This is a genomic window from Lentzea miocenica, assembly GCF_033949945.1.
GTDB classification, from domain to species: domain Bacteria; phylum Actinomycetota; class Actinomycetes; order Mycobacteriales; family Pseudonocardiaceae; genus Lentzea; species Lentzea miocenica.
Genome location: NZ_JAXAVW010000003.1, coordinates 64005 through 89990, shown reverse-complemented (window position 1 = coordinate 89990; position 25986 = coordinate 64005). Strand labels below are relative to the sequence as shown.

The 25986-nt window shown below is 68.9% G+C and carries 23 protein-coding genes; 13 read left to right on the top strand and 10 right to left on the bottom strand.

Annotated features, from left to right (window positions below):
- Positions 1 to 176 precede the first annotated feature (176 nt).
- From SK803_RS04515 to SK803_RS04500, 4 genes are all read left to right on the top strand, one after another.
- Positions 177 to 362 (top strand): hypothetical protein, encoded by a 186-nt coding sequence (locus SK803_RS04515; protein ID WP_319964463.1) that lies wholly within the window; start codon positions 177 to 179, stop codon positions 360 to 362.
- Positions 359 to 2623: a TOMM precursor leader peptide-binding protein gene (locus SK803_RS04510; RefSeq protein WP_319964462.1), complete on the top strand. Its 2265-nt coding sequence runs from the start codon at positions 359 to 361 to the stop codon at positions 2621 to 2623. The genes SK803_RS04515 and SK803_RS04510 overlap by 4 nt, the downstream gene beginning before the upstream one ends.
- A 26-nt stretch (positions 2624 to 2649) precedes the next feature.
- Positions 2650 to 3294, top strand: coding sequence for a hypothetical protein (locus tag SK803_RS04505; RefSeq protein WP_319964461.1), 645 nt, complete (start codon positions 2650 to 2652; stop codon positions 3292 to 3294).
- A 102-nt stretch (positions 3295 to 3396) separates the two neighbouring features.
- On the top strand, positions 3397 to 5655 hold the full coding sequence (locus SK803_RS04500) for a sensor histidine kinase (protein ID WP_319964460.1): 2259 nt from the start codon (positions 3397 to 3399) through the stop codon (positions 5653 to 5655).
- Between the two features lie 33 nt (positions 5656 to 5688).
- On the opposite strand, the gene SK803_RS04495 is transcribed toward SK803_RS04500, so the two are convergent.
- Positions 5689 to 6294: a response regulator transcription factor gene (locus tag SK803_RS04495; RefSeq protein WP_319964459.1), complete on the bottom strand. Its 606-nt coding sequence runs from the start codon at positions 6292 to 6294 to the stop codon at positions 5689 to 5691.
- A gap of 111 nt (positions 6295 to 6405) precedes the next feature.
- On the opposite strand from SK803_RS04495, the gene wrbA reads away from it, so the two are divergent.
- From wrbA to SK803_RS04465, 6 genes are all read left to right on the top strand, one after another.
- Complete coding sequence (gene wrbA / locus SK803_RS04490; protein ID WP_319964458.1) at positions 6406 to 6993, top strand: NAD(P)H:quinone oxidoreductase; 588 nt, start codon at positions 6406 to 6408, stop codon at positions 6991 to 6993.
- Positions 6994 to 8016, top strand: coding sequence for a ketoacyl-ACP synthase III family protein (locus SK803_RS04485; RefSeq protein ID WP_319964457.1), 1023 nt, complete (start codon positions 6994 to 6996; stop codon positions 8014 to 8016). It begins immediately after the preceding gene.
- 131 nt (positions 8017 to 8147) lie between these two features.
- A complete protein-coding gene (locus SK803_RS04480) occupies positions 8148 to 8966 on the top strand; it encodes an SDR family NAD(P)-dependent oxidoreductase (protein WP_319964456.1) in 819 nt (272 codons plus the stop codon).
- A gap of 159 nt (positions 8967 to 9125) precedes the next feature.
- A complete protein-coding gene (locus SK803_RS04475; RefSeq protein ID WP_319964455.1) occupies positions 9126 to 10133 on the top strand; it encodes a winged helix DNA-binding domain-containing protein in 1008 nt (335 codons plus the stop codon).
- A complete protein-coding gene (locus SK803_RS04470) occupies positions 10130 to 11203 on the top strand; it encodes a winged helix DNA-binding domain-containing protein (protein ID WP_319964454.1) in 1074 nt (357 codons plus the stop codon). Before SK803_RS04475 ends, SK803_RS04470 begins: the two co-directional genes overlap by 4 nt.
- A 25-nt stretch (positions 11204 to 11228) precedes the next feature.
- A complete protein-coding gene (locus SK803_RS04465) occupies positions 11229 to 12065 on the top strand; it encodes an SMP-30/gluconolactonase/LRE family protein (RefSeq protein WP_319964453.1) in 837 nt (278 codons plus the stop codon).
- Between the two features lie 47 nt (positions 12066 to 12112).
- Here SK803_RS04465 and SK803_RS04460 read toward each other — a convergent pair whose 3' ends face one another.
- Together SK803_RS04460 and SK803_RS04455 are read right to left on the bottom strand one after the other, a co-directional pair.
- Positions 12113 to 12703, bottom strand: a complete 591-nt coding sequence (locus tag SK803_RS04460; RefSeq protein WP_319964452.1) for a malonic semialdehyde reductase — start codon at positions 12701 to 12703, stop codon at positions 12113 to 12115.
- On the bottom strand, positions 12693 to 14057 hold the full coding sequence (locus SK803_RS04455) for a GMC family oxidoreductase (RefSeq protein WP_319964451.1): 1365 nt from the start codon (positions 14055 to 14057) through the stop codon (positions 12693 to 12695). Before SK803_RS04455 ends, SK803_RS04460 begins: the two co-directional genes overlap by 11 nt.
- A gap of 134 nt (positions 14058 to 14191) precedes the next feature.
- Between SK803_RS04455 and SK803_RS04450 the strand changes: the two genes are divergently transcribed.
- A complete protein-coding gene (locus SK803_RS04450; RefSeq protein WP_319964450.1) occupies positions 14192 to 15220 on the top strand; it encodes an NADP-dependent oxidoreductase in 1029 nt (342 codons plus the stop codon).
- A gap of 62 nt (positions 15221 to 15282) precedes the next feature.
- On the opposite strand, the gene SK803_RS04445 is transcribed toward SK803_RS04450, so the two are convergent.
- From SK803_RS04445 to SK803_RS04420, 6 genes are all read right to left on the bottom strand, one after another.
- On the bottom strand, positions 15283 to 16455 hold the full coding sequence (locus SK803_RS04445; protein WP_319964449.1) for a nucleotide disphospho-sugar-binding domain-containing protein: 1173 nt from the start codon (positions 16453 to 16455) through the stop codon (positions 15283 to 15285).
- Between the two features lie 13 nt (positions 16456 to 16468).
- On the bottom strand, positions 16469 to 17242 hold the full coding sequence (locus tag SK803_RS04440) for an NAD-dependent epimerase/dehydratase family protein (RefSeq protein ID WP_319964448.1): 774 nt from the start codon (positions 17240 to 17242) through the stop codon (positions 16469 to 16471).
- A 9-nt stretch (positions 17243 to 17251) separates the two neighbouring features.
- Entirely contained in the window at positions 17252 to 17701 is a 450-nt protein-coding gene (locus tag SK803_RS04435) for an ester cyclase (protein WP_319964447.1), read from the bottom strand.
- 100 nt (positions 17702 to 17801) lie between these two features.
- The gene (locus SK803_RS04430; RefSeq protein WP_319964446.1) at positions 17802 to 19403 is read right to left on the bottom strand and encodes an MFS transporter; all 1602 of its coding nucleotides are present in this window, start codon (positions 19401 to 19403) and stop codon (positions 17802 to 17804) included.
- 6 nt (positions 19404 to 19409) lie between these two features.
- Entirely contained in the window at positions 19410 to 20585 is a 1176-nt protein-coding gene (locus tag SK803_RS04425) for a nucleotide disphospho-sugar-binding domain-containing protein (protein ID WP_319964445.1), read from the bottom strand.
- A gap of 111 nt (positions 20586 to 20696) precedes the next feature.
- Positions 20697 to 22106: an NDP-hexose 2,3-dehydratase family protein gene (locus tag SK803_RS04420; RefSeq protein WP_319964444.1), complete on the bottom strand. Its 1410-nt coding sequence runs from the start codon at positions 22104 to 22106 to the stop codon at positions 20697 to 20699.
- Positions 22107 to 22320: 214 nt separating this feature from the next.
- Here SK803_RS04420 and SK803_RS04415 point away from each other — a divergent pair, with 214 nt between their 5' ends.
- Positions 22321 to 23448, top strand: coding sequence for an acyltransferase family protein (locus tag SK803_RS04415; protein WP_406601483.1), 1128 nt, complete (start codon positions 22321 to 22323; stop codon positions 23446 to 23448).
- A 61-nt stretch (positions 23449 to 23509) separates the two neighbouring features.
- Here SK803_RS04415 and SK803_RS04410 read toward each other — a convergent pair whose 3' ends face one another.
- Complete coding sequence (locus tag SK803_RS04410) at positions 23510 to 24721, bottom strand: cytochrome P450 (RefSeq protein WP_319964442.1); 1212 nt, start codon at positions 24719 to 24721, stop codon at positions 23510 to 23512.
- A gap of 118 nt (positions 24722 to 24839) precedes the next feature.
- Here SK803_RS04410 and SK803_RS04405 point away from each other — a divergent pair, with 118 nt between their 5' ends.
- Entirely contained in the window at positions 24840 to 25955 is a 1116-nt protein-coding gene (locus SK803_RS04405) for an epoxide hydrolase family protein (RefSeq protein ID WP_319964441.1), read from the top strand.
- Positions 25956 to 25986 lie beyond the last annotated feature (31 nt).

Sequence of the window (25986 nt, the reverse complement as noted above, 5' to 3'; positions counted from 1 at the left end):
GTCTGCTCGGCCCAACGAAGGCGCGTTAGTGCACAGGCCATCGATGTCAGGTGAGTTCTGCCCGCGCCGGGTATGAAAACTTCATACCGATGCGCGTTAGCCGGTAACTAGCGGCCCATTACCGCGGATCCGCATGATTACCCACAACAAATGACTCGCAAACATCGGAGATGAACATGTACCCCACCGTCACCGTGGAGCACCTGTCTTCCGTCACCACCGCCATCGACGACTCCGACGACATGAGGATCTACCAGTTCGATCGTGAGGTCACTTCCGACTGGACGTGGATCGCCACGGGCTGCGGCTGGACCTCGCCCGGCACTCGCTTCGAGGTGCAAGAAGAGGTCCTCGCGGCATGAGACCCGAACTGGCTGAACCGGGCGAGCAACGCATCGGGTTCAAACGACACCTCCGGCCGCAGATAGTGCAGGGTGAAGCCGTCTACCTCTTCGGGGAATCCGGAGTCACGGCGATAGCAGGCACCCACGTGGAATCGCTCGCGCCGTTGCTCGACGGCACCCGCGATCTCGCCGCACTGCTGCGCGACGTTCCAGCCGACCTGACCGCCGACAAGGTGACGCGCATGCTCAAGCGCCTCGCCGCGGCGGGACTGATCGGCAGCCGGGGCACGGAGGACGGTTCGGCCACCACCGAGGCCTCGCTCGCGTACTGGGACGCGGCGGGTCTCGACCCCGCGGACGCGGTGGCGGCGACAACGACGTCGCTCGTCTCCGTCGTCGCGATCGGCGACGTCGATCGCAACGCGCTCGTGGAAGCCTTGCACCGCAACGGACTCACGGTCACCTCGGGGAGTGGTGACCTCACGGTCGTGGCGTGTGCGGACTACCTGGCTCCCGAACTCCGCGACATCGACGCCGCCCATCGGGCCGCCGGCACGCCGTGGTTGCTGGTCAAGCCGGTCGGCGCGCAGGTGTGCGTCGGTCCGTTCTTCACCCCCGGCGACGGTCCCTGCTGGCGGTGCCTGGCCATCCGCCTGTCGGCCAACCGGAAGGCGGAGGCGCACGTGCGAGCGCGGTGCGGGCAGAGCGGCCCGGCACCGCGCCCCGCGATCGGGCTGCCGTCGTTGCAGGCGACAGCGCTGGACATCGCGTCGGTCGAGGCGACCAAGTGGCTCGCCGGGATCCGCCACGAGACGCAGCGCGGTATCTGGAACTACGACAGCCTCACCATGAACGTCACCCAGCACGAGGTGCGGCGCCGTCCGCAGTGCCACGGTTGCGGCGACCCCGGAATCGTCGCGCGCAGAGCGTTCGAGCCGGTCGAGCTCACGAGCCGGATGAAGCGTTCCTGCGAGGGCGGCGGCCACCGGTCGTCGTCCCCGCAGGAGGTGCTCGACACCTACCGGCACCTCATCGGGCCGGTCACCGGCGTCGTGCGGGAGATCCGCCGGAACGGTCGCGGGCCGGCGTTCTTCAACTCGTTCGTGTCCGGCTCGAACGTCGCGGCCGCGGGCGAGGGCGTCGAAGGACTGCGTTCGTCACTGCGGGCCGACACCGGGGGCAAGGGCGTCACGCCGCTCGACGCCCAGGTCGGCGCGCTCTGCGAGGCCGTCGAACGACGCTGCGGCACCTTCTTCGGCGAAGAGGCGCGGGTGAGTGGCAGCTACTCCTCGCTCGGCGACCTCGCCATCCACCCCGGCACCGTGCAGCAGTACCACCCGCGCCAGTTCGCGGACCGCGCGGCGTGGAACGCGGACCACTCGGCGTTCCAGCACGTCACCACCCCGTTCGACGAGGACGAGGTGATGGACTGGTCCCCGCTGTGGTCGCTCACCGAGCAACGGCACAAGCTCCTGCCCACCGGCATGCTCTACTTCGGCGTTCCCTGCCCTCCCAGCGTCGCGTCGGACTCCAACGGCTGCGCCGCGGGCAGCAGCCTGGAGGACGCGGTGCTGCAGGGGCTGCTGGAGCTCGTCGAACGGGACGCGGTCGCCATCTGGTGGTACAACCGCACACCGGTGCCCGGCATGGACATGGACTCGTTCCACGACCCGTGGATCAGTGAGCTCCGCGACGTGCACGCGGCTCTCGGCCGTGAGGTGTGGCTCCTCGACGTCACCGCGGATCTCGGCGTTCCGACGATGGTGGCCGTGTCCCGCCGCACCGGCGACGGGCCGCGCGAGGACATCATGTTCGGCTGCGGCGCGCACCTGGACCCGCGCATCGCGGCCCGGCGCGCCCTCGCCGAGCTGAACCAGTGCATGCCCTCGATGTGCGAGCCGGTGGACCTGTCCCTGCTCGACGTCGACATGCGGCGCTGGATGGAGACCGTCCGGCTCGCCGAACACCCCTGGCTGGCACCCGACCCGTCGGTGCCCGCCCACGACGTGTTCCACCACGGGTACGTCCACCGCGCCGACCTGGCCGACGACATCCGTGACATCCAGAGCACGCTGGAGGCCAAAGGCATGGAGGTGCTGGTGCTGGACCAGACGCGGCCCGACGTCGGGCTCCCGGTCGTCCGGGTGGTCGTGCCGGGGCTGCGGCACTTCTGGTCGAGACTCGCTCAAGGGCGCCTCTACGAGGTGCCGGTACAACTGGGTCGACTGGCCAGGCCCAGAAGGTACGAAGAGCTCAACCCGATCCCGTTGTTCATGTGATGCTCACCTGTCAGAGCGGAGGCGCCGTGGTGCCCACGCAGTCGCACATCCCGGTCGGCCGGCCGCTGTGGTCGTTGCTGGAGGACGCCGTCGTCGACGAGGGCTTGGAGCACCTGACCGTGCACGGCAGGTGGGGTGCGGTCGAGATCGCCGACACGAGCCCGCTCGTGCGCGAGGCGCTGCACCGGATGAGCCTGGGCCCGGTGGCGCTGGAGAACATCTCCGCGCTGCACGAGAACTTCGTGAGGTGGAAGACCGGATCCGGCCCGTGCCTGATCTGGCGCAAGCTCAAGAACACGCTCGACCAGCTGGGTGGTTGTGTCGTGCCGTCACTCGGGCTGAACGACGGTGCCGGGCCGATCCTGTCGGTCGTGGCGGTCACCCGGGACGCGGTGTTCGCACTGCCGCACGTCGAAGACCACGACATCGTCTCCATGAGGCCGCGCACCGAGATCGAGCGGCTCAACGGCGACCAGGCACTGGCGTGCCCGGGACTCGCCTATCAGGTGATCCTGCACAGCGCCCCGGCCACCGAGATCGCGAAGTCGTTGCTGCACACCGAGAGCACGATCGCCCAGGTGGCGGAAGCGTTGCAGGTGGAGAAGACGCTGGTCGGAGATGTGGTCGCCTATCTGGCGGGAGCCGGACTCGTCGTCGTCCAGAGGTGTTGAGCCATCGCCATGTTGCTCCGATCGCGGATCGCAAAACGCGAGACTTCCCAGGAAGCGCCCGTATCATGGCCGCGTCCCGACCCTCGCGTGGGAGCTGCTGCTGTGACGCTGCGACAGGAACGCTCATCGGTGTCCCGCCGGTTGGCGTATGTCGTGATCAGCGTGGTGTTCGCCAACTACCTCGGCAACGCCTTCATCTTCGTCCTGCAGGCCGGTGCCACGCCCGTGCGGATCGTGAGCTCGCTGGCCTGTCTGGTCGCGATCGGGTACCTGCAGCTGGGGGTGTTCTCCCGGCCCAGTGCGAACCTGCGGTCGACCAAGGCGTACCTGGCCCTGGGCGCGATGGCGCTGCTGGTGTTCGCACCGGTGCCGTTCTTCGCCTACGCGTGGGGAGGCATGCCCGGTTTCCTCGCGGGCAGCGCCCTGCTCGTGCTGCCCGGCCGGGTGCGGTGGTTCGTGTTCGTCGGGGTGGCGCTGGCCAACGCCGCGACCAAGGCGGGGGACGGTGTTCCGGTCGGCCTGCTGGCCTACGCCGTGGCGGCGTCACTGGTCGCCGGCCTGGTCGTCTACGGCCTGTCGCGGTTGCCCTCGCTGGTCAAGCAGCTGGAGACCGCCAGATCGGAGCTCGCCGACCTCGCGGTGTCGCAGGAACGGCTGCGGTTCGCCCGTGACCTGCACGACCTGCTCGGGTTCAGCCTCTCCGCGATCACGCTGAAGGTGGAGCTGGCCCGCAAGCTGGTCAGCGAGCACACCGAACGCGCCTCGCGCGAGCTGGCCGAGATCCTCGGCATCGCCCGCGAAGCCCTGACGGACGTTCGTGCGGTGGCGTCGAGCTACCGCGAGCTGTCGCTGGCGGACGAGATCGAGTCGGCGCGCTCCGTGCTCACCGCGGCGGGGGTCGAGGCCACGATCGAGGCGGACTGCGCCGAGCTCTCCCCCCGGTCGCGGACCACGCTCGCGACGGTCCTGCGCGAGGGCGTCACGAACCTCCTGCGCCACAGCGAGGCCACCCGCTGCTCGATCACCGTCCGCGGCACCGGCCCTACGGTGTCCATCGAGGTGGTCAACGACGGTGCGCCTGCCGAGGCCAGTGTCGAGCGGGGCAGCGGTCTCACCAACCTCGCGACCCGCACGAGCGCCGTCGGCGGTGCACTGCTCGCCCAGTCCTCCCCCGACGGCACCTACCGGCTGTACGCCGAGGTGCCGGCCGAACCGGCGCCCGCGGAACCGGCGGGCGACCCGCGGCCGGCCGGTACCCCGATCGCGACGCGGTTCGCGCAGGTGCTGCTCACGGCGGTGGTGATCGGGTACGCCTTCATGGCGCCGATGCTGGCGTCGTACAACCACGCGGTCGGGCCCGCCGGGCTCGCGGCCTGCGCGGCGAGCAGCGCGGTGATCGCCCTGCTGGTGCTGACCGTCGTCAGCCGGCCGCACACCCGGCTGAACCCGATGCTCGGCTACGCGACGCTGGCGGGGCTGGCCGTCTGCGTCTACGTGCCCCAGTTCGTGTTCCAGAACCCCTACCTCGGCGGTGTGCCCGGCTTCCTCGCCGGCGCCGCCGCGGTGATCCTGCCCCGGTGGGTCGGCTGGGCCGGGTTCGTGGCGGTCGTCGCCGGGCAGGGCGTCATCCAGGCCCTGTTCGACTACCCGCCGATCGACGTCGCGTACGGCGTGATGGCGGCGACGAACCACGGCCTGGTGCTGTACGCGCTGACCCGGCTGCGGTCCATGGTGACCGAGCTGCACGAGGCGCGTGAGGAGCTGGCCACGGCGGCGGTGACGCAGGAGAGGTTGCGGTTCGCCCGCGACCTGCACGACCTGCTCGGGTACAGCCTGTCCGCGATCACGTTGAAGAGCGAGCTCACGCACCGGCTGCTGACGATCGACCCCGGCCGGGCGAGACAGGAGCTCACCGAGGTGCTGGACATCTCCCGGCAGGCGCTGGCGGACGTGCGGTCGGTGGCGTTGAGCTACCGCGAGCTCTCGTTGAACGAGGAGACCCAGTCGGCGCAGGCGCTGCTGTCCGCGGCCGACATCGAGGTGACCGTGCGCATCGACGCGTGCGACGAGCTGCCCACGGACGTGCGGGTGACGCTGGCGACGGTGCTCCGCGAGGGCGTGACGAACCTGCTGCGGCACAGCAAGGCGGAGCGCTGCGAGATCGTGCTGTCCAGTTCACCGCGGCTGGTGACGATGGACATCATCAACGACGGGCTCGCCGTGACGGAGCGGAACTCCCGCAACGGCGGCAGCGGCATCGGCAACCTCACCACCCGCGTCTGCGCGCTCGGGGGCAGCCTCGACGCCGGTCCCACGTCCGAGCGCACGTTCCGGCTGCACGCCGAGATCCCGCTCGGCTGACTCCGATGTCTGCCCGTTCGGCGGGGTGCGGGCTCAGATCCAGCCGGCCTCGTCCGCGATGCGGATGGCGTCGACCCGGTTGCGGCCGTTCAGCTTGGTGATGATGGTCGTCATGTAGTTGCGGATGGTCCCCGTCGACAACGACAGGGCGACCGCGATCTCCGGCGCGTCCGAACCGGCCGCGGCGAGGCGCAGCACCTCCAGTTCGCGGTCCGTCAGCGGGCACTCCCCCCGGTCCCAGGCCGCGAGCGCCAGCTGCGAGTCGACCACCCGCTTGCCGGCCGCCACGTCGCGGATCGCACCGGCCAGCTGGCCCGGTGGGGCGTCCTTGAGCAGGAAGCCGTCCACGCGGGCCGCCAGCGCCTTGCGCAGCGTGCCGGGGCGGCCCAGCGACGTCAGCATCAACGTGCGGACCGACGGCATCGTCTCCCGGATCTTCGCGGCCGCGCTGAGGCCGTCGAGGATCGGCAGGTCGATGTCGATCACCGCGACGTCGGGCCGGTGTTGCCGCGCCATCGGCACGATCTTGTCCCCCGAGCTCACCTCGGCGACCACTTCGATGTCCGGTTCGAGGTTGAGGAGCGCGATGAGGGCACCGCGCACCATGTGCATGTCCTCGGCCAGCAGAACCCTGATCATTACGCCCCTCCGGCAAGACACCATATCTCTCGGCGTTCAGGCCGCGCTCGACGCCGCGTCGAGGTGTACCGGCAACGGTGGTGGGGACCTGCCTGCGAAAGGGATCCCGCCATGGAACGCAGCGTCAACGTCACCGTTGTCTACTACTCGTCCACCGGGACGATCCACCGCATCGCCACCGAGATCGCCGAGACGGCGGAGAAGGCGGGAGCCGAGGTCAGGCTCGTCAGGGCGGCCGAACTCGCACCCCAGACCGTCGTGGACTCGCGACCGGCCTGGGCGGACCACCTCAAGGCCACCGAGGACGTGCCGATCGCCCAGGTGGACGACGTCCTGTGGGCCGACGCGGTCGTGTTCGGGACGCCCACGCGGTTCGGCAACATGTCGGCGCAGCTCAAGCAGTTCATCGACACGCTGGGGCCCGCGTGGTTCCAGGGACGCCTGTCGAGCAAGGTGTACAGCGCTTTCACCTCCGGTGGCAGCACGCACGGCGGCATGGAGACCACGATCGTCTCCATCTACAACATGGTGTGCCACTTCGGCGGCATCATCGTGCCGCCGGGGCTGAACGAGAACCCTTACGGCACCTCCCACGTGCTCGGCTCGGACAGCAAGCCGGTGAGCGAGATCGCGCTGCAGTCCGCCCGTGTGCAGGCCGACCGGGTCGTGCGGGTCGCCCGTGCGCTGAAGGAGGCCTGAGTGCGCGTCGACGGCATCTACGTGCGGGGCAACGGGATCCGTCTCCCCGCGACGCTGAACGTGCAGGACGCCATCGACTCCGGCGAGTGCGAACCGAAGCTGGTCGCGCGCACGGACGTCACCAGCGTCGCCTACTCCCCCGACGAGTCGGCGGCCGAGATGGGCGTCAGGGCGGCCCAGCAGGCGCTGGCGAGGGCCGGCAGCACCGGTGACGACGTCGAGCTCATCCTGCACGCCACGACCTACCACCAGGGCCAGGACCTGTGGCCGGTCGGCAGCTACATCCAGCGCGAGACCGTCCGCAACAGCTGCCTGGCACTGGAGATCAGGCAGATGTCCAACGGCGGCATGGCGGCGCTGGACCTCGCCGTGCGCTACCTGAGCCCCGGCAAGGACGCGCTGCTGACCACGGCCGACCGGTTCTGCCTGCCCGGCATCGACCGGTGGCGCACCGACCCCGGCACGCCCTACGCCGACGGCGCGAGCGCGGTGGTGCTGTCCAGGCGAGGCGGGTACGCGCGGCTGCTTTCATTGGCCATCAACGCTGATTCCGATCTGGAGCCGTTGCACCGGGGCGACGAGCCGATGGGGCTGGCGCCGTTCTCGCACCGCATGCCGGTGGACTTCGAGGCCGCCAAGCACGCGTTCGCGAAGCAGTACGGGCTGTCGTTCGGCATCAACAGGGCGAACGCGGGCCAGGCCGCCGCGGTCGAGGAGGCCCTGGCGGACGCGGACATGAAGCTCGGTGACGCGGACTGGGTGGTGCTGCCGCACTTCGGCAGGCGCCGCCTCGACGTGAACTACCTGCGGCCCTATGACATCGACCCCGCGCGCACGACGTGGGAGTGGAGCCGCACGATCGGGCACCTCGGCGCGGGCGACCAGTTCGCCGGGCTCGGCCACCTGGTCGACACCGGCAGGGCCCGGCCGGGGCAGCGGGTCGTGCTGTTCGGCGTGGGCGCCGGCTACAGCTGGGGCTGCGCGGTTCTGGAGATCGACGCGAAGCCCTCCTGGGCGGCTTGAGCGCGGCTCCAGCGGGACCGACTACAGCTTGGAGCCGCCTCCGGGTGGCCTGAGCACGGTTCGAGTGGGATACCAGCCCGATTTGGCTGGATGTATGCGACACCCGGTGGCATTTCGAAAGGAACCAGACCATGTCCGACCAGCCGTTTGAAGGCCAGCGAGTCGTCGTCACCGGTGGTGGCACCGGAATCGGCAAGCACGCCGCCGTCGAGTTCGCGAAGCTCGGCGCGGCGAGTGTGATCATCACCGGCCGCCGCAAGGAGCGGCTGGACGAGGTCGCCGAGCTGCACGAGAACATCGTTCCCGTCGCCGCCGACGTCACCACGGCGGAAGGCGCGCAGGCCGTCGCCGACGCCGTCGAGACCAACGGCGCCAAGCTGGACGTGCTCGTGCACAACGCCGGCATCTTCCGCAACACGCTCGCCGAGTACTTCGACGAGAAGGCCAGCAACGAGCTGCTCAACATCAACCTGCTCGGCCCGGTCCGCCTCACCGGCGCGCTGTACCAGTACCTGGCCAAGCCGGGCGGCAACATCGTGTTCGTCTCCTCGGTCGCGGGCCACAACCCCGAGCCCGGCGCCGCCCTGTACGCCGCCAGCAAGGCCGGCATGCACAGCCTGACGCTGACGTGGGCGCGCGAGCTGGCCCCGCTCGGGATCCGGGTCAACGCCGTCGCCCCGGCCGGCGTGCGCACCGAGGTCTACGCGGCCAACGGGCTCAACGAGGAGGAGACCGACGGCATCTTCGCGACGCTGGCGGACATCATGCCGCTGGGCCGCACCGGCACGGTCGAGGACATCACGCCGTGGATCGTCCAGCTCGCCAGCCCCGCCAGCTCCTGGGTCACCGGCCAGATCATCACGATCGACGGCGGCCAGGACCTCACCGCGGGCACCGACCACCTGTTCATGTCGTGGTTCCGCGCACGTCTTGAGGGCGACGCGGCCTGATCCGCACCCTCGCTTCAGAAGCGGTCGTCACCGGATGGAGAGGTAGCCTCCGGTGACGGCCGCGTTTCCGCGTTTTACAGAGAGGCCTTCCCCGTGCTGGACCGCCGCGCGATCAACCGAGCGACCCTCGCGCGCCAACTTCTGCTGCAGCGTCACGACATGGGCGTGCTCGAAGCCACCGAGCAGCTCGTCGGGCTGCAGGCGCAGCTGCCGTTCCCGCCCTACGTCGGGCTGTGGGCGAGGCTGAACTCGTTCGACCGCGACGAGTTGTCGAAGCTCATCCTGGACCGTCAGATCGTGCGGTCGTCGCTCATGCGCTACACCATGCACCTCGTGACCACGGCGGATCTGTTGTGGTTGCGGCCGTTGCTCCAACCGGTGCTCAACCGTGCGCAGAAGGGGTTCTTCGGCCGCCAGACCGAGGGCATGGACCTCGGTGAGATCGCGCAGCACGGCCGCAAGCTGCTGAACGGGAAGGCGCTCACGCAGGTTCAGCTGCGTGAGGCGATGAGTGAGAAGTTCCCCGGCCGCGATCCCCTGTCGCTGGCCTACTCCGTGCAGTACCTGGTGCCGCTGGTGCACGTGCCGCCGTGGGGCAAGGGCGGTTCGGTGCCGTCGACGCTCGCGGAACCGTTCCTGGACCAGAAGCTCACGAAGGATCCGGACCCGAAGCTGTTGGTGCGCCGCTACCTCGCCGCGTACGGGCCGGCCACGGTCAAGGACCTCCAGGCGTTCTCCGGGCTCACGTTCATGGCCAAGGTGTTCAAGGACATGGGCGCCGAGCTGGAGGTCCTCGTCTCGGACACCGGCCAGGAGCTCTACGACCTGCGGGACGCGCCGCGGCCGGACGGTGACACGCCGGCGCCCGTGAGGTTCCTGCCCGAGTACGACAACCTGATGGTGTCGCACTTCGACCGCACTCGCGTGATGGACGACGACATCCGCAAGAGGGTGTGCGTCGGTGCGGGCATCGCGGCCACGCTGCTGGTCGACGGGTTCGTGCGCGGGATGTGGAAGCTCAAGGAGCAGAAGAAGACCGCGACCCTCACGCTGACCCTGTTCAAGCCGCTGTCCAAAAAGGACCTGAAGGCGGTCGGGCAGGAGGCCGACGCGCTGTTGCGGTTCGCGGCGCCGGACGCGACGACGCGGGAGTTCGTGGTCGGGTGAAGCTCAGCGCACGACAGCTCAACCGGGCACTGCTGGCCCGGCAGTTCCTCCTGGAACGCACCGGGAGGACCCCGTTCGAGGTCGTGGAACACCTGGTGGGAATGCAGTCCCAGGTCCCGCTCTCGCCGTACGTGGGCCTGTGGTCGCGTATCAGCCACTTTCAGCCCGCGGACCTCGCCACCACCCTGGAGAGCCGCGCGACGGTCCGTCTCGTGCTGATGAGGGCCACCATTCACCTCGTGAGCGCCCGTGACGCGCTCCTGTTGCGGCCGTTGCTGAAACCCGTGCTGGACCGCACGAACTTCACCGGCCACAACGGAAAGCAGATCGAGGGCATCGACCCGGCCGAACTGGCACAACGCGGCCGCGAGATCCTCGAAGAGGAACCGCGCACGCGCGAAGATCTCGGCAAACTGCTGAAAGAGCGCTGGACGGGCCACCAGGCGACCGCGCTGGCTTACGCGGTGCAACTGCTCGTCCCGCTCGCCCAGATCCCGCCACGGGGCGTCTGGGGCCTCGCACCGGGCCGTGGCGCCCACGCCACGCTGAAAACCTGGCTCGGCAGCGAATCCCTGCCGGAACCGTCGCTCACCGAGGTGGTGTCCCGCTACTTCAGGGCGTTCGGGCCGGCGAGCATCCAGGACGTCCAGACCTGGTCCGGCCTGACCCGGCTCGCAGAGGTGGTCGAACGGCTGCCGCTGCGGCGGTTCAGCGACGAGAACGGCAAGACGCTCTTCGACCACGAGGACTCGCCGCGGCCGGACGAGGACACCCCGGCGCCACCGCGGTTCCTGCCGGAGTTCGACAACATCGCCCTGTCGCACGCCGACCGCACGAGGATCATCTCCCCCGGCTTCAACGGTTCCTCGACCCGCGGCGGCTTCACCGTCGACGGGTTCGTCAGCGGCACCTGGAAGATCGAGAAGAAGAAGCAGGCCGCAACCCTGTTGGTGGCGCCGTACCAGCGGCTGCTCAAACGCGACAGCGCTCAGGTCGAGGCCGAGGGCCGCCGGCTGCTGGAGTTCGCCGCGCCGGGCGCGGAACACGCTGTGGCGTTCGAGCAAACCTAGAGCACGCTGCGGTTTTCTGGCGGGTATGACGACGATCGCGCTGCCGGACGGATTCCGGCCTGAGTCGATGACGATCGGGCCCGGTCCGTACGCGTACTTCGGTTCGCTGGCCGACGGGTCCATCTACCGCGCGGACCTGATCACCGGCGAGGGGAAGACCGTCCACACCGGACCGGGCACCGCCGCGGCCGGCGTGAAGATAGATCGCCGCGGGCGGTTGTTCATCGCGGGCGGCTTCGCCGGCGACGCCCACGTGATCCACGCCGCCTCCGGTGCCACGCTGGCGTCCTACCCGCTCGCCGGCCTGGTCAACGACTTCGCGCTGACCCCGACGGCCGCGTGGGCCACCGACTCGATCCTGCCGGTGCTGTGGAAGCTGCCGCTGGGCGGCAACGGCGAGCTGCCGGAACCCGAGCAGGTCGAACAGCTGGATCTCACCGGGGACATTCGGTACCTGGAGCAGGGCTTCAACGCCAACGGCATCTGCCGCACCCCGGACGGCACGGCGTTGCTCGTCAACCAGTCCAACACCGGCGGGCTGTTCCACGTGGACACCACGACCGGCCGCGCCACGAGCGTCGACCTGGGCGGCGAGGACCTGATGGACTGCGACGGCATGGTGCTCGACGGCGACCTGCTGTACGTGGCGATGGGCGTGCGCAACGAGGTCGTGCTCCTGCGGCTCAACCACGAGGGCACGGTCGGCAAGGTGCTGCGCCGGGTGAGCGATCCCCGGTTCGACATCCCCAGCTCGCTCGCCCTGCACGAGGACCTGCTGTACGTGATCAACGGCAGGTTCACCACCGAGGCCGCGCCGCAGACGACCTACACGTCCGTCGCGATTCCGCGGCCCAGGAACTGAAAGAAGGCCCCCGCCACGTTCGGCGGGGGCCTTTCTCACGCGGCGGGTCAGGCGGCGGTGACGACCTCGTCGTACTCGAGCCGCGGCGACCGCGGCCACCAGGCGTTCTCCCCCGGCTTGCCGATGTTCATGACCAGCAGCACCTTCTGCTTGCCGTCCGGGAAGAACTCGCGGTTCACGGCATCGGCGTCGAACCCGATCATCGGGCCGGCGTTCAGGCCGGCGGCCCGGATGCCGAGCAGGAAGTACGCGGCCTGCATCGTGCCGTTCTGCACGGCGGAGGCCTCGCGGATCGCCGGGTCCGCGAACATGTCCTTGGCCTCGGGGAAGTGCGGGAACAGCTTCGGCATGAGCTCGTGGAACTCGAGGTCCGCTGCCAGGATCGCGACCAGCGGGGCCTGCGCGACCTTGGCGCCGTTCGGGCCGTACATCGTCTTCACCAGACGCTCACGGGCGTCGTCGGAGCGGATCAGCACGATGCGCAGCGGCTGCTGGTTCATCGACGTCGGCGCGTACTTGACCAGGTCGTAGACGGCCTGCAGCGTCTCGTCGGAGACCGGCTCGGACGAGAACGTGTTGGCCGTGCGGGCTTCCCGGAACAGCAGGTCCTGGGCTGCGGCGTCCAGCTCAAGCGACATGGCGGGTCTCCTCGATCAGTACCGCGGAGATGCGCTCCGCGACCATCATGGTGGGCAGATTCGTGTTGGCGGCAGGCACTTCCGGGATGATCGAGGCGTCGGCGACCCACAGGCCGTCCACGCCGAGCACCTGCCCGTCGGGTGACACAACGGAACCCATCGCGCACGTGCCCACCGCGTGGTGGTACGTGCCCGCGTTCGCGAAGATCCACCGGTCCAGCGCCTGGTCGTCCGAGAGGTCGGCCGGTGGGCTGTTGAGCGGCGGACCGTCGATCTCCTCCGCGAACGGCTTGGTGCCGATGAGGCGCAACAGGTCCCGCACGCCAGACCTGATCAGCGCTCTGTCCTCGTAGGACCGCAGCAGGCCGAGGTCGATGTGCGGCGCGTCGGTCGGGTCGGCCGACCGCAGCCACACCCGGCCGCGCGAGGTGGGCTTGAGCAGCGCCACCGAGATGATCAGGTTCGCGCCGGTCGTCTCGGCGGGCGACGGGGCACCGGGCAGGAACTGCAGCCCAGACTCCGTGGTCGCGACCGCCTGGTACAGCGCGGGCCCGCGGCCCATCAGCTTCACCGTGACCAGCGGGTGGTCCTGCAACCCCTGCCCCACCGGCAGATCCGCGACGACCGAGATGCCCAGCGCGGACAACGCCGTGGCAGGGCCGATCCCGGACCGCAGCAGCACGGCCGGCGAGCCGTAGGCCCCGGCGGCGACCACGATGTTCTGTGCCGAGACCGTCTCGCCGCCGAGCAGCACCACGCCGACGGCCCTGCCGTCCCGGACGAGCACCTTGCACACCAGGGAGTTCGGCCGGATCGTCAGGTTGTCCCTGGACCTCGCGGCCGCGAGGTAGGTGACCGCGGTGCTCTGCCGCACGCCGTCGATCTCGTTCAACGGCACCGGTCCGGCACCGATCGCGCCCGGCGCGTTGTGGTCCTCGATCCGGTCGAGGCCGAGCGAAACGGCGGTCTCGATGAACGCGCGGTTCGTGGACGTCATGTCGCCGGCGGGCCTGCGGATCGGCACCACCGACTCCACGGCCTCGAAGTACCGCGACGCCACGTCGAACGACCACGGGTCGGGCCACGCGTCGTAGTCAGAAGGCGCACCGCGCAGGGCGATGCACGCGTTGACCGCCGAGCAACCGCCGACGATCCTGCCGCGCGGCAGGTTCAGCGGCTCACCGCCGACCTGGGGCTCTGAGCGGTACATCCAGTTGTGCATGGGGCCCGCGACGGGGTCGTCCGGCCCTGCTTCCAGCAGCAGCACGCGCCGAGAAGGGTCCTCCGACAGCCGTGCCGCCAGAACGCCGCCCGCCGAGCCGCTGCCGACCACGATGACGTCGAAGTCAGCCATGGCCCCTAGTCAGCCAGTGCCCCCTGCACCCCCGCTCGCGCGTGCCTTGAGATGGCTCAGGTTCCTCTCAAGGCCCGCAAAGCCGTGGCCGGGGACGGTGAAACCCCACTGTGTGAAGGCTTAAGGAGATCCGTATGAGCGCCGAAGCGATTCCTGCGACGTCGCGGGAGCTGCGCCTGGTTTCGCGTCCGGCGGACCGGCTGACCCAGGAGAACTTCGAGCTCGTCGAGGTGCCGATGCCGGTGCCGGGCGACGGCGAGGTCCTGGTGCGCAACGAGTGGATGTTCCTCGGCTCGGTGTACCGCGACCTGATGAACGAGGAGACCAGCCTCCCGATCCCGAACTACGAGATCGGCGCGACGCCGTGGGGCACCACCGTCGGCACGGTCGTGGTGTCCAACAACGAAAGCCTGCCCGTCGGCACTTTCCTGCTGCACTACAACGGCTGGCGCGAGTGGGCGGTCGTGAGCCCCGAGTTCGGCGTGAAGAAGCTCGACCGCTCGCTGCTGCCCGGCGCGGAGTACTTCCTCGCCAACGGTCCCACCGCGTGGCGCGGCATCGTCGAGATGGCCGACGCGGGCGAGGGCGACGTCGTGTTCGTGTCCGGTGCGACCGGCGCGGTCGGCACGCTGGCCGGTCAGATCGCGAAGGCCCGCGGCGCCAAGCTCGTCATCGGTTCCACCGGCAGCAAGGAGAAGGTCGACTTCCTGGTGAACGAGGCCGGCTTCGACGCCGCGTTCGACTACCACGACGGACCGGTGCTGGACCGGCTGCGCGAGCTCGCCCCCGACGGCATCACGGTGTGCTTCGACAACGTCGGCGGCGAGCAGTTCGAGGCCGCCGTCGAGCACGCCCAGCCCGGCGCCCGGTTCGCCCTGTGCGGCGCGCTGAGCGGCCAGATCGGTGGCACCGACGGCGACCACCCGCGCCTCGCCCTGATGCGCGCCATCGCCAAGCAGCTGACGTTCCGCGGCTTCGCCACCTTCGACACCGAGGAACAGCTGGCGGCGTGGAACAAGACGTTCTCCGGCTGGCTGGACGAGGGCAAGATCTCCTTCGCCCACACGGTCGTCAAGGGCGGTGTGCCGGTCGCCGCGGAGACGTTCATCGCGTTGCTGGACAAGAAGTTCGCGGGCACGGTCGTGCTCCAGCTCAACGACTGAGCGAAGGTTCAACGAAAAAGCCCCCGGCCGAAGCCGGGGGCTTTTCTCGTGCGGTGAAGGAATCAGACGCCCGCTAGGGCTTCCAGCTCCGGCACCAGCGACGCGGGGGACGGCGCGTTGTGGATCTCGGCCTGCATCGCGAGCGACGCCTCCTTGGCCTCGGGCTTGTGGATCAGCTCCTCCAGGCGGTCCTGGATGAACGCCACGTCCTGCTGCTTCTCCACGCCTTCGACGGCCGCACCGGCACCGGTCGCCTCGAGCCGCTCCGCCCACGGGAAGTGGTCGGCGAACTGCGGCAGCACCAGCTGCGGCGTGGCGGCGTTCAACGCGGTCAGGCCCGTGCCGGAACCGCCGTGGTGCACGATCACCGAGCACGTGCGCATGAACAGGTTCAGCGGCAGGTGCGAGGACGAGATCACCTTGTCCGCGATCACCGAGTGGTCCTCGGCGTCGATCCCGTTCGGCACGGCGAGAACGACCTCGACGTCACCGAGGCGCGAGATGGCCTCGTAGACCCAGCCCAGCACCTTGCGCATGCCGAGCTCCTTGGGCATCGAGCCGAAGGACACGCAGATCCGCGGCTTCGACGGCTCCTCCAGCGCCCACGCGGGCACCGCGCCGAACCCGTTGGACGGCAGGTACCGCACGGGACGGCCCTTCTCCAGTCCTGGCAGCTGGAACGACGGCGGGCACGGGTCGATGGTCAGGTCCGGCTCGGGCAGCCCGGTCAGGCCCATCTGCTGCGCCACCGGGTCGAGGACCATGTGGGCGGTCTCCTCGAACGCCTCCGTCAACGGGTCGACGCCCCAGCGGTGACGCACGACGGGCACGCCGAGGATGCCGCCGAGCAGCCGCCCGGAGAGGTCCATCGGGTCCGCCACGATCAGGTCGGGCGCGAACGCCTTGGCCTTCTCCAGCAGCAGCGGGAGGACCTCCGCGGTGCGGCCCGCGGGACCGTAGGCGATGTTGCCCCAGAACTGGCGGTCCGGCCGCGGCAGCGCCTCGGCGGGAGAGGCGTTCTCGCCGGCCTGCTGGATGATGCCCTGCAGCATCATCTTCTGGTCCTGCTCCTCGCCGAGCGCGATCGCGTCGAGGCCGGTCGACTTGACGAAGGGCACGAGGTGCTGGGGCGTGGTGACGATGACCTCGTGGCCGGCACCGCGCAGTGCCCAGCTCAGTGGGACGATCGGCTGCAGGTGCCCGCTCGCCGGCCACGTGCTGATGAGTACTCGCATTGCCGTTGCTCCTTCATCCGGCTGACGGTAGGTCTTCGAGCGGCACGCCGGTCGTGGCGCTCAGATAGCGGTCGACGACGCGCCGGTAGTAGTCGGGGCCGAAACCCAGCTCGCGCACGACGGGCGCGAGGCGAGTGAGCTTGGCCAGTGAGATGTCATGGCGCGCGTAAGCGTCGCGATAGGTCTTCCGCAACGACACGCGCAGCCGGTTTTCCAGGTGCTCCACCACGTCCTCGACCGGCACGGGCACACCGCTCGCGACGTTCACGACCTCCCCGCACACGCGGATGGTCAGCAACGCGTCGAGCAGTCGCACCACGTCGAGCACGTCGACGAGGTCGCGGTGCGCTCCCCGCCAGACCTCGATCTCGCCGGAACGCACCTGTGCCACCAGTGTCGGCATCATCTGATGTGGACGCTGGTCGGGACCGACGAGATGTCCCAGGCGCAGCACCAGGTACGCCACCCCGGAGGCGCGGATCAGCGCCTCCATCGCGAGCTTGTGGCGCCCGTAGGCGTTGCCGGGGAACACCGGGCCGTCCTCCGTGCCCGGTGAGTCCGGTGAGCCGTACATGGCCGCGGACGCGGTGGAGAAGTAGACGAACAACTTGCCTTCCGCGCGGCACCTGCGGATCTCGTCGTGCAGGATGCCTGTTTCACGGCCGAACTCGTCCGCCGATGTGGCGACGGTCGAGGATGATCCGGCCGCGAACGCGACGACGTCATGATGCTTTCCCGCGATACGTGCGAGGTTCGTGGCCAGGAAGCCACGTCCGATGACGTCCATGGAAGTCCCTTACTGGGAGATGTCCTGTTCGCTGCGGACACCGATGTGCTGCACCAGAAGGCCGTCGCGGCCCTCGAAGTAGTGCGCCTGCGCGTAGGTGAACCGCGTGCCGACGGGTGCGGCCTGGCCTTCCTCGGTCTCGATGCCGGTGAAGCGGACGCGCAGCACGACCGTGGTGCCCTCGGCGACGGCCTGCTGCACCTCCCACTTCGCGTCCTTGAAGCGGCGGTTGAGCCAGAGGATGTGCTGCCGCACGCCTTCCGGGCCGTCGGGGAACATCCCGGGAGGGCCGGTGACGTCGAGGAAGTCGTCGTGGATGAGCCCGTCGACCAGGCTGAGGTCCTGCGTGTTCAGCGCCACCTGCAGCTTGAGCGCGAGATCCTTGTAGTGCTCGCTGATGGACTTCTTGTACGTCGCGGCGAGCGCGACGTCCAAGGAAGGTTCTGTCACGGCGGTCATTGAGTCTCCCTCGAAGATTCCTTGAAAAGAGCCCACTACGGGCGGAAGGCCCGCCGATCGCGATGATCGGCGAGCCTTCCGGACAATCCGGTTGTAGCGCTTACTTCTTGGCGTCCGCGTTCCAGTCGGCCGCGGCGTTGTCGGCGCCGGCGGCACTGTCGCCGCCACCACCCCACTGCGCGGCCGCTTCGGCACTCCACTCGCCGCCGCCGTCGCCGCCTTCCCACTGGCTCGGGTCCCACGCGGGCTTCGGCATCTTCGGCAGGAAGAAGATCAGCGCCGCCGCCGCGACCTGCAGGGCCACGACCACCCAGATGCTGGTCTCGATCGCCGACAGGTAGCCGGATCCGTTGACCAGCGCGAAGAACACGGTGCCGAGGACCGCGACGCCCAGGGCGCCACCGAACTGCTGCACCGAGGTCAGCGTGCCGGACGCCGAGCCCGTCTCCTGCGGGTCGACACCCGCGAGGATCAGCTCGAAGAACGGCGCCATCGCGAGACCCATGCCGATGCCGGCGAAGAACAGCGACGGGGACATCGCCCAGCCACCGACGTCGGGGCCGCCGAGCTTGATCGTGAAGTAGAACGCGATCAGGCCGACGACCATGCCGGCGAGGCCGATGTGGATCAGGCGACGGCCGAGCTTCGCGGCCAGACCGGCGCCGGACGCGGCGAAGCCGAACGTCGAACCGATCGCCTGCGGCAGCACCGCGAGCGACGCGCCGAGCGCGGTGAACCCGAGGCCCAGCTGCAGGTAGATGCTCAGCACCAGCGAGAAGCCGGTGAGCGCGGAGAACAGCGCGAGACCCGCGGCCAGACCGCCGTTGAAGGCCTTCTTCTTGAACAGCGACGGCACGACGAGCGGCTCGCCGCCCTTCTTGTCGCGACGTCCCTCGTACCAGCCGAAGACGAAGAACGTGAGGACACCGGCGACGATGGACACGAAGGTCCACGCCGGCCAGCCCTCTTCCCGTCCCTGCACGACCGGGACGACCAGCAGCGCGGCACCGCCGGAGGCGAGCAGCGCGCCGACGAGGTCGAGCTTCTTGGCCGTCTTGTTGGCCTTGGGGAAGCACTTGATGGCACCGAAGATCGCCAGCAGGCCCAGCGGCAGGTTGATCAGGAAGATCATCCGCCAGCCGGTGCCGAACAGGTCGAGGTTGATCAGCCAGCCGCCGAGGATCGGGCCGCCGATGGTCGCGAGACCGAGGATCGGGCCGTAGGCGCCGAACGCCTTGGCCATCTCCTTGGGCGGGAACACCTCGGTGATGACGCCGAGGCCCTGCGGCAGCATCATCGCGCCGAAGAGACCCTGCAGCACACGGGCGACCACCAGGACGCCCGGTGTCGTCGCGACGCTGCACAGCGCCGAGGCGATCGTGAAGCCGGTGGCGCCGACGATGAACATCTGCTTCTTGCCGAAGATGTCACCGAGCCGGCCGCCGATGATCAGGCCGCACGCCATGGCGAGGGTGTAGCCGGCACCCAGCCACTGGATGAAGGTCGCGCCACCACCGATGTCCGCCACGATGGACGGAGCGGCGATGACCGTGATCAGCGAGTCGAGAATGTCCATCGCGGTGGCCAGCAGGATGACGCCGAGTGCAAGCCAGCGCCATTTGAACGGCTCACCTTGGGTCGCGTTGGCTCCCGGCCAACTCTGCGCACCTGAATCCGGCGCCGCGTCGATGTTCTGGGTCATAGCTCCTCACTCAGTTTCTTCCGCTGCGCCGACGGCGCGGTGACGGACGAAGTCCTCGATCACCGGCACTACCGCGCCGGGCGAGGGCATTTCCTCAATCGCGTGCTTCAACTGACCCGCCCGATCCCGATAGGACGCGTCCTCCAGCAACGCCCGGCAGGCCTCGAGCACCTCTGCCGGTTCCACCTCCTGCGACTGGAGCTGTTTGGCAGCACCGAACTCGCAGAGACGTTGTGCGGAATCCCGTTGCTCCGCCATGACTCCCGGAGCGAGCAGCTGCGGAAGTCCGGCGATCAGCGAGGACATGGTCGATCCCCCACCGGCGTGATGCACTGTGAGATCACAGGCGGGCAACACGGAGGTGAGGGGCATCCACCCGGCGGCGACGACGGCGTCGGGCAACGGATCGAGCTTGGCGACCGCCTCGTCCGGCATCGCGAGCACGAGCTCCACACCCAGCGAGGGCAGGGTGCGGACCAGCTCGTTGAAGATGGCCGGGCCCGCGGGGGAGTTCGGCAGGATGGTGCCGAGCGTGATCATGACACGGGGACGATCGCGTTTTTCGAAGACCCAGGAGGGCACCGAGGCGGGCGTGTCGTACTGGACGCACCGCATCGGTTGTCCCGCGACGACATCCGCGGGACGGATGAGCGCGGGACAGGTGTCGAGCACCATGTCGGGCTCCGGCAACCCGTCGAACCCGAGCCGTTCCAGCTCAGGCGCGAACTCCACGGCCGTCCAGCCGTCGATGTCGGAGCGGTAACCGATGCCGATGCCGTTCTCGAACCACGGGATGCCGTGGATCTTCGCGGCGACCCCGGCGGAGAACGCGTGCGCCTCGCCGATGATCGCGTCCGGGCGCCAGGCCTCGGTGATGGCGAGCATGCCGTCGATCGTGCGGGCGGCGAGCCGGCCGAACCCGCGGCCGACCTGCTCGAGCAGGCCTTCCTCGGTGCCGGCCTGCGCGAGCTGGTTGCCCGCCCGGTCGTGCAGCATGACCTCGCGCATCTGCATGGGCCCGTAGGTGGCCACATGTGGCAGCCCGGAGCCGTTGACCGCTGCGGCCATGCTCTCCGGGCTCGCGACGAGCACCTCGTGACCCGCCGCCCGCAAGGCCCACGCCAGCGGGACGACCGGGAAGTAGAGGCCGAACGACGGACCGCTACTCACTAGGATCTTCATGGCGACCACGCTATTCAAGCCGGATCGGGCGGTACTCGAACCGCGCTGGAGCCGGGTAACCCGATCGTGTTTTTCACATGTCGCGCAGGTATTATTTCCTGCCCAGCTCGGCTAGCCCAGCGCGTTCAGCGCCGCTACGAGCGTCCTGGCCTGCACGTTCACGTAACGGCCGTGCCGGAGCAGATCCGTCAGCTGTCCCACGGTGACCCACGCGTACTGCGGCGGAACCTCACTCGGGAACGACTCGTCCGCCTCGACGACGAGGTAATCGCTCTCCGTGTCGAGGAATCGGCCGCCCTCCTCGGAATGCACTGTCGAGTAATGGATTCTCGACTTCTCCGCGGCGAGCACGTGGTCGAGGAACGGCGGGCGTTCGGCGTCGTGGTAGTTGCCGGGAACGCACTGCACGGTCGGCCCGAGCTCCACGGTGTCGAGGAACCCGCCCTCCAGCCGCGCGTGCACCAGCACGTGCAGCACGCCGGCGAACTGCTTCACGATGAACGCCGCGACGCCTCTGCCGTACTGCTCGAACAGCGGCTGCGTCCAGCTGGTCACCTCGCGGTTGCCCGCGATCGCCCGCACCGCCACGCACCGGAAGAACTTCCCGTCCTCACGGCAGATCTCGTCGTCGGTGCGGATCCAGCCGGGCACCGCGCCCAGCGGGACGCGCGAGACGTCGATGTCGTGGTCGGCGCGCTGCCCGGTGAACCAGCTCAGCACGTCAGGTGTCGCCGACAGCGCGCCGGCGTGCGGGTCGCGGGAGGCCAGCAGCGCGGCCTGGAAGTCGTTGGCGGGCTCGGCGTACCCCGGTGCGGGCAGGCAGGAGAGCACCGTGCGCGAGTCCATGTTGACGAGGTTGTCCCGGTGCAGCAACGCGTTCACCTGGCCGAGCGTGAGCCAGCAGAAGTCGTCGTCCATGGGGACGTCCTCGGTCACCTCGACGACGATGTTGCGGTTGCTCTTGCGGTAGAACCAGGACCCGTGCTCGGACTGCAGCACGTCAACGATCACCCGGCCGCGCTGGGCGCCCTCCGCGAAGTACTCCAGGTACTTCACCTTGGCGCCCTTGTGCACGCGGGTGTAGTTCGACTTCGTGGCCTGCACGGTCGGCGAGAGCTGCAGCAGGTTCGGGTTGCCCGGCTCCATCTTCGCCTGCATCAGGCAGTGCAGGACCCCGTTGAACTCCTTGACGAGGATGCCCAGCATGCCGACCTCGGGCTGGCGGATGATCGGCTGGCTCCACGAACGCGTCGCCGTGTCGACCTTCAGGCCCTCGACGGTGAAGAACTTGCCGCTCTGGTGCCGGATGTTCCCGGTCTCCTGCTCGGTGTACCAGAGGTCGAGGTCGGCGAACGGGATGCGCTCGACGCGGAACGCGTTGGCGAGCCAGCGTTCGGTCAGCCACAGGTCGAAGTGCTCTGTCTGCAGGAACGCGCCCTGCTCGGTGGCGGCGGACTTCGCGAGCCTCGTCGGGAGGTCGGTGTCCTCCCGCCTGCGCAGCTCCGTGGTGGACGGTGTCACGGCAACCTCCCTGGGGAACTCCTCGTCGGGAACGGTGTCCGCGTGCGCTCAAGCGCGAATCGGGAAGTGACTGAGGAAAAGGGTTTCGAGCAGGTCGCGAGCCATTCGCCATGACGTGTTCTCACCATCGGGCGACCTGACAACGTCCTTCCGAAAGGTCCCCACCGTGTCGAGCCAAGTAGCGAGTTCGTCGAGACTCCCGTCACTGACGGGCATGCGGTTCGTCGCCGCGGCAATGGTCTTCGTCTTCCACGGCAGCCTGGAGTTCCTCTTCCGGACCCCCGAGGTCGGCTTCCTGTACATGATCGCGACGAGCACCGCCGGGTTCGTCGGTGTGTCGTTCTTCTTCATCCTCAGCGGATTCGTGCTGACCTGGTCGGCCAGGCCCGGTGACACGAAGGGGAACTTCTTCCGGCGGCGGTTCGCGAAGATCCTGCCCAACCACGTCGTCACGTTCGTCGCGGCGATCGTGCTGCTGCTGGTTTTCCGCCAGGCGATCGACCCGGCCTCCGCGGTCGCGAACCTGTTCCTGCTCCAGTCGTGGGTCCCGAACTACGACGTGCTGTTGTCCGGCAACGGTGTCGCGTGGTCGCTGTCGGTCGAGGCCCTGTTCTACCTGTCGTTCCCGTTCCTGCTGGTGCTGATCAACAAGATCCGGCCGTCGCGGCTGTGGTTCTACGCCGGCGCCGCGATCCTCGCGGTGCTGCTGGTACCGCTGGTGGCCAAGGCGGTCCTGCCGTCGACGCCGGTGTGGCCGTGGGGTCCCGCGTCCTACGCCCAGATCTGGTTCGTCTACAACTTCCCGGTCACGCGCCTGTTCGAGTTCGCGCTCGGCATCATCCTGGCGCGGATCGTCATGACCGGTCGCTGGATCGGCCTGGGCGTCAAGTGGGGCATCGCGCTCGCGGTCGTGGGTTACGTCGCCTCGCTGTTCGTGCCGTTCCTGTACGCGTTCGTCGGCGCGACGATCATCCCGCTGGCGCTGCTGATCCCGGCCGCGGCCGTCGCGGACGTCAAGGGGCGCAAGACCGTCTTCGCCCGGTCGAGCATGGTGTGGCTGGGTGAGGTGTCGTTCGCGTTCTACCTGGTGCACCGGCTCGTGCTGACGTACGGGCACTGGGCGTTCGGCACCGAGATCAACGCTTTCGGCGCCCTGGGCGGCAAGGCGTGGTCCGCACCGGTCGCGCTGGCGTTCCTGGTCGCCGCCTTCGCGGTGTCCCTGCTGATCGCCTGGGCGCTGTTCGCGTGGGTGGAGACACCGTTCATGCGGCGGTTCGGCCGCACGAAGGTCAAGCCCCTGCAGACCTCGCCGCAGGAGGACGTCGTTGGCGCGGTTCGATAACAGCCACGCTAGAAGGGCCCGCCGGTCGCAACCGGCGGGCCCTTCTCGTCGGGCAGCTATGTCACCAGGTGACGGGCATCTCGTAGACGCCGTACATGACCGCGCCGTCCTTGTACTGCAGCTCGTTCCAGGGCTTGGCGAGCTTGAGGTTCGGAATGCGCTGGAACAGCTTGGTGAGCACCACGGTGAGCTCGACACGGGCGATCTCCGCGCCGATGCAGTGGTGCACGCCGTAGCCGAACGCGACGTGGTTGCGCGCGTTCGGGCGGGTGATGTCGAACTTGTCGGGCTCGGGGAAGGCCTCGGGGTCGCGGTTGGCCGCGGCACCGCAGATGATCATGCCCTCGCCCTTCTTGATGGTGACCGGGCCGGCGTCGATGTCGGCCAGTGCCACCCGGGAGGACGCGAGGTCGCCCGGCGTCAGGTAGCGCAGCAGCTCCTCGACCGCGTTGGGCGCCAGGCTCCAGTCGTTCTTCAGCTTCTCCAGCTGGTCGGGGTGCTCCAGCAGGGTCATGGCGCCGATCGCGATCATCGCGGCACTGGTCTCGTGGCCGCCGTTGAGCAGCAGGCGGACCAGGTTGACGAGCTCGCGGCTGTCGTAGAGACCGGCCTCGTGGAACCGGACGACGATGCGGCTGATGAGGTCCTCGCCCGGCTCCTTGAGCTTCTTCTCGAGCAGCCCGGCCAGGTAGCCGTTCAGCTCGGTGATGGCGGCCATCCGCACCTCGGCGGAGGACTTGCCGCCGAACAGCTTGTCGGTGCGGTCGTGCAGGTAGTCGTGGTCCTGGTGCGGGATGCCGAGGATCTCGCAGACGATCGTCAGCGGCACCGGCAGCGCGAGCGCGGTGACCAGGTCGACCACCGGCCCCTGCTCGAGCATCGCGTCGATCCGCTCGTCGACGATCTGCTCGATCCGCGGCAGCATCGCGCGGACCCGCTGCTTGGTGAACTCACCGGACACCGCGGCCATCCGGCGGTAGGCCGTGTGCTTGGGCGGGTCCCAGCCGATGAACGAGCCCTCGGTGCGGAACTGCGGGGGAATGTCGATGTAGTACGGGAAACCCTCGTGACCGCGGTCGGAACTCGCGTCCGGCTCGGTGAAGAGCTTGCGCACGTGCTCGTAGCTCGTGACCACGTAGGCCTCGCGGCCCGTGCGGAGCTCGACCTTGGCGATGGGGGTTTCCGGCCGGAGCTGCGCGTATTCCTCCGGGGGCTGGTACGGGCACTTGCGGTGCCAGGGGAAAGGCGTCAGCTCTGTCTCGGCGTTGGTCATGGCGGTTCCCTTCTCGTCAGCCGCGCTTGACCGTGCCAGCCCCGCGTGGAGATGCCCTGGATGTCCGCTCAACCGCCTTCGAGGGCCCTTCGAGGCCGCGGCCGTAACGTGCCCACGCATGAACGTCACCGAGTTCGAGGTCAACGTCTCCGAGTCCTCTGTGGACGATCTGCGCACCCGTCTGTCGCTGACCCGCTGGCCCGACGCGGAGACGGTGTCCGACTGGTCGCAGGGCGCGCCGCTGTCCTTCGTCCGTTCGCTCGCTGAGCACTGGGAGCACAAGTACGACTGGCGGGCCGTCGAGGCGCGGCTCAACGCCCTCCCCCAGTTCCGCGCCGAGATCGACGGGCTGGGCATCCACTTCATCCACGTCCGCTCGCCGCACGCCGGCGCCACCCCGTTGCTGCTCACACACGGCTGGCCAGGTTCGGTGCTGGAGTTCCTGGAGGTCGTCGAACCGCTGACGAACCCCGCGGACCCCGCCGACGCGTTCCACGTCGTCGTGCCCTCCTTGCCGGGCTACGGTTTCTCCGACAAGCCAGCCGAGACCGGTTGGGGCGTCGAGAGGATCGCCCGCGCGTGGTCGTCGTTGATGACCGGGCTGGGCTACGACCGCTATGCCGCGCACGGTGGCGACTGGGGTTCGTTCGTCACCGCGGAGCTGGGCCACATCGACGCTGAGCGGCTCCTCGGCATCCACCTGACGATGGTGTTCGCCGGAGCACCCGAGGCACAGGTCGAGCTGACCCAGCGCGACTACGCGGGCCTCTCCGCGCTGAAGGAGTTCCAGGCTCGTGAGGCCGGCTACTCCGCCATCCAGATGACCAAGCCGCAGACGATCGGCTACGGCCTGCAGGACTCCCCTGTCGCGCTGCTGGCGTGGATCGCGGAGAAGTACTACTCGTGGACCGACCACGACCGGCCCTTCGAAGAAGTGGTTCCGGTCGAGAAGCTGCTGGACGCGGTGTCGATCTACTGGTTCACCGGGACGGCGACGTCGGCCGCGCGGCTGTACTGGGAGTCGCACAACAAGGTGCCGATGCACCAGGTGTCGGTGCCGACCGGTGTGACGATCTTCCCGAAGGACGCGCGCATGCCGAAGGCGTGGATCGAGGCCAGGTTCACCGACCTGCGTTACTGGAACGACGCCGAGGTCGGTGGCCACTTCCCCGGCATCGAGCGCCCGGACGTCCTCGTGTCCGAGCTGCGGACCTTCTTCCGCCACGTCCGCTGACGCAAAAGGCGTCTGCAAGTACCACCAACTT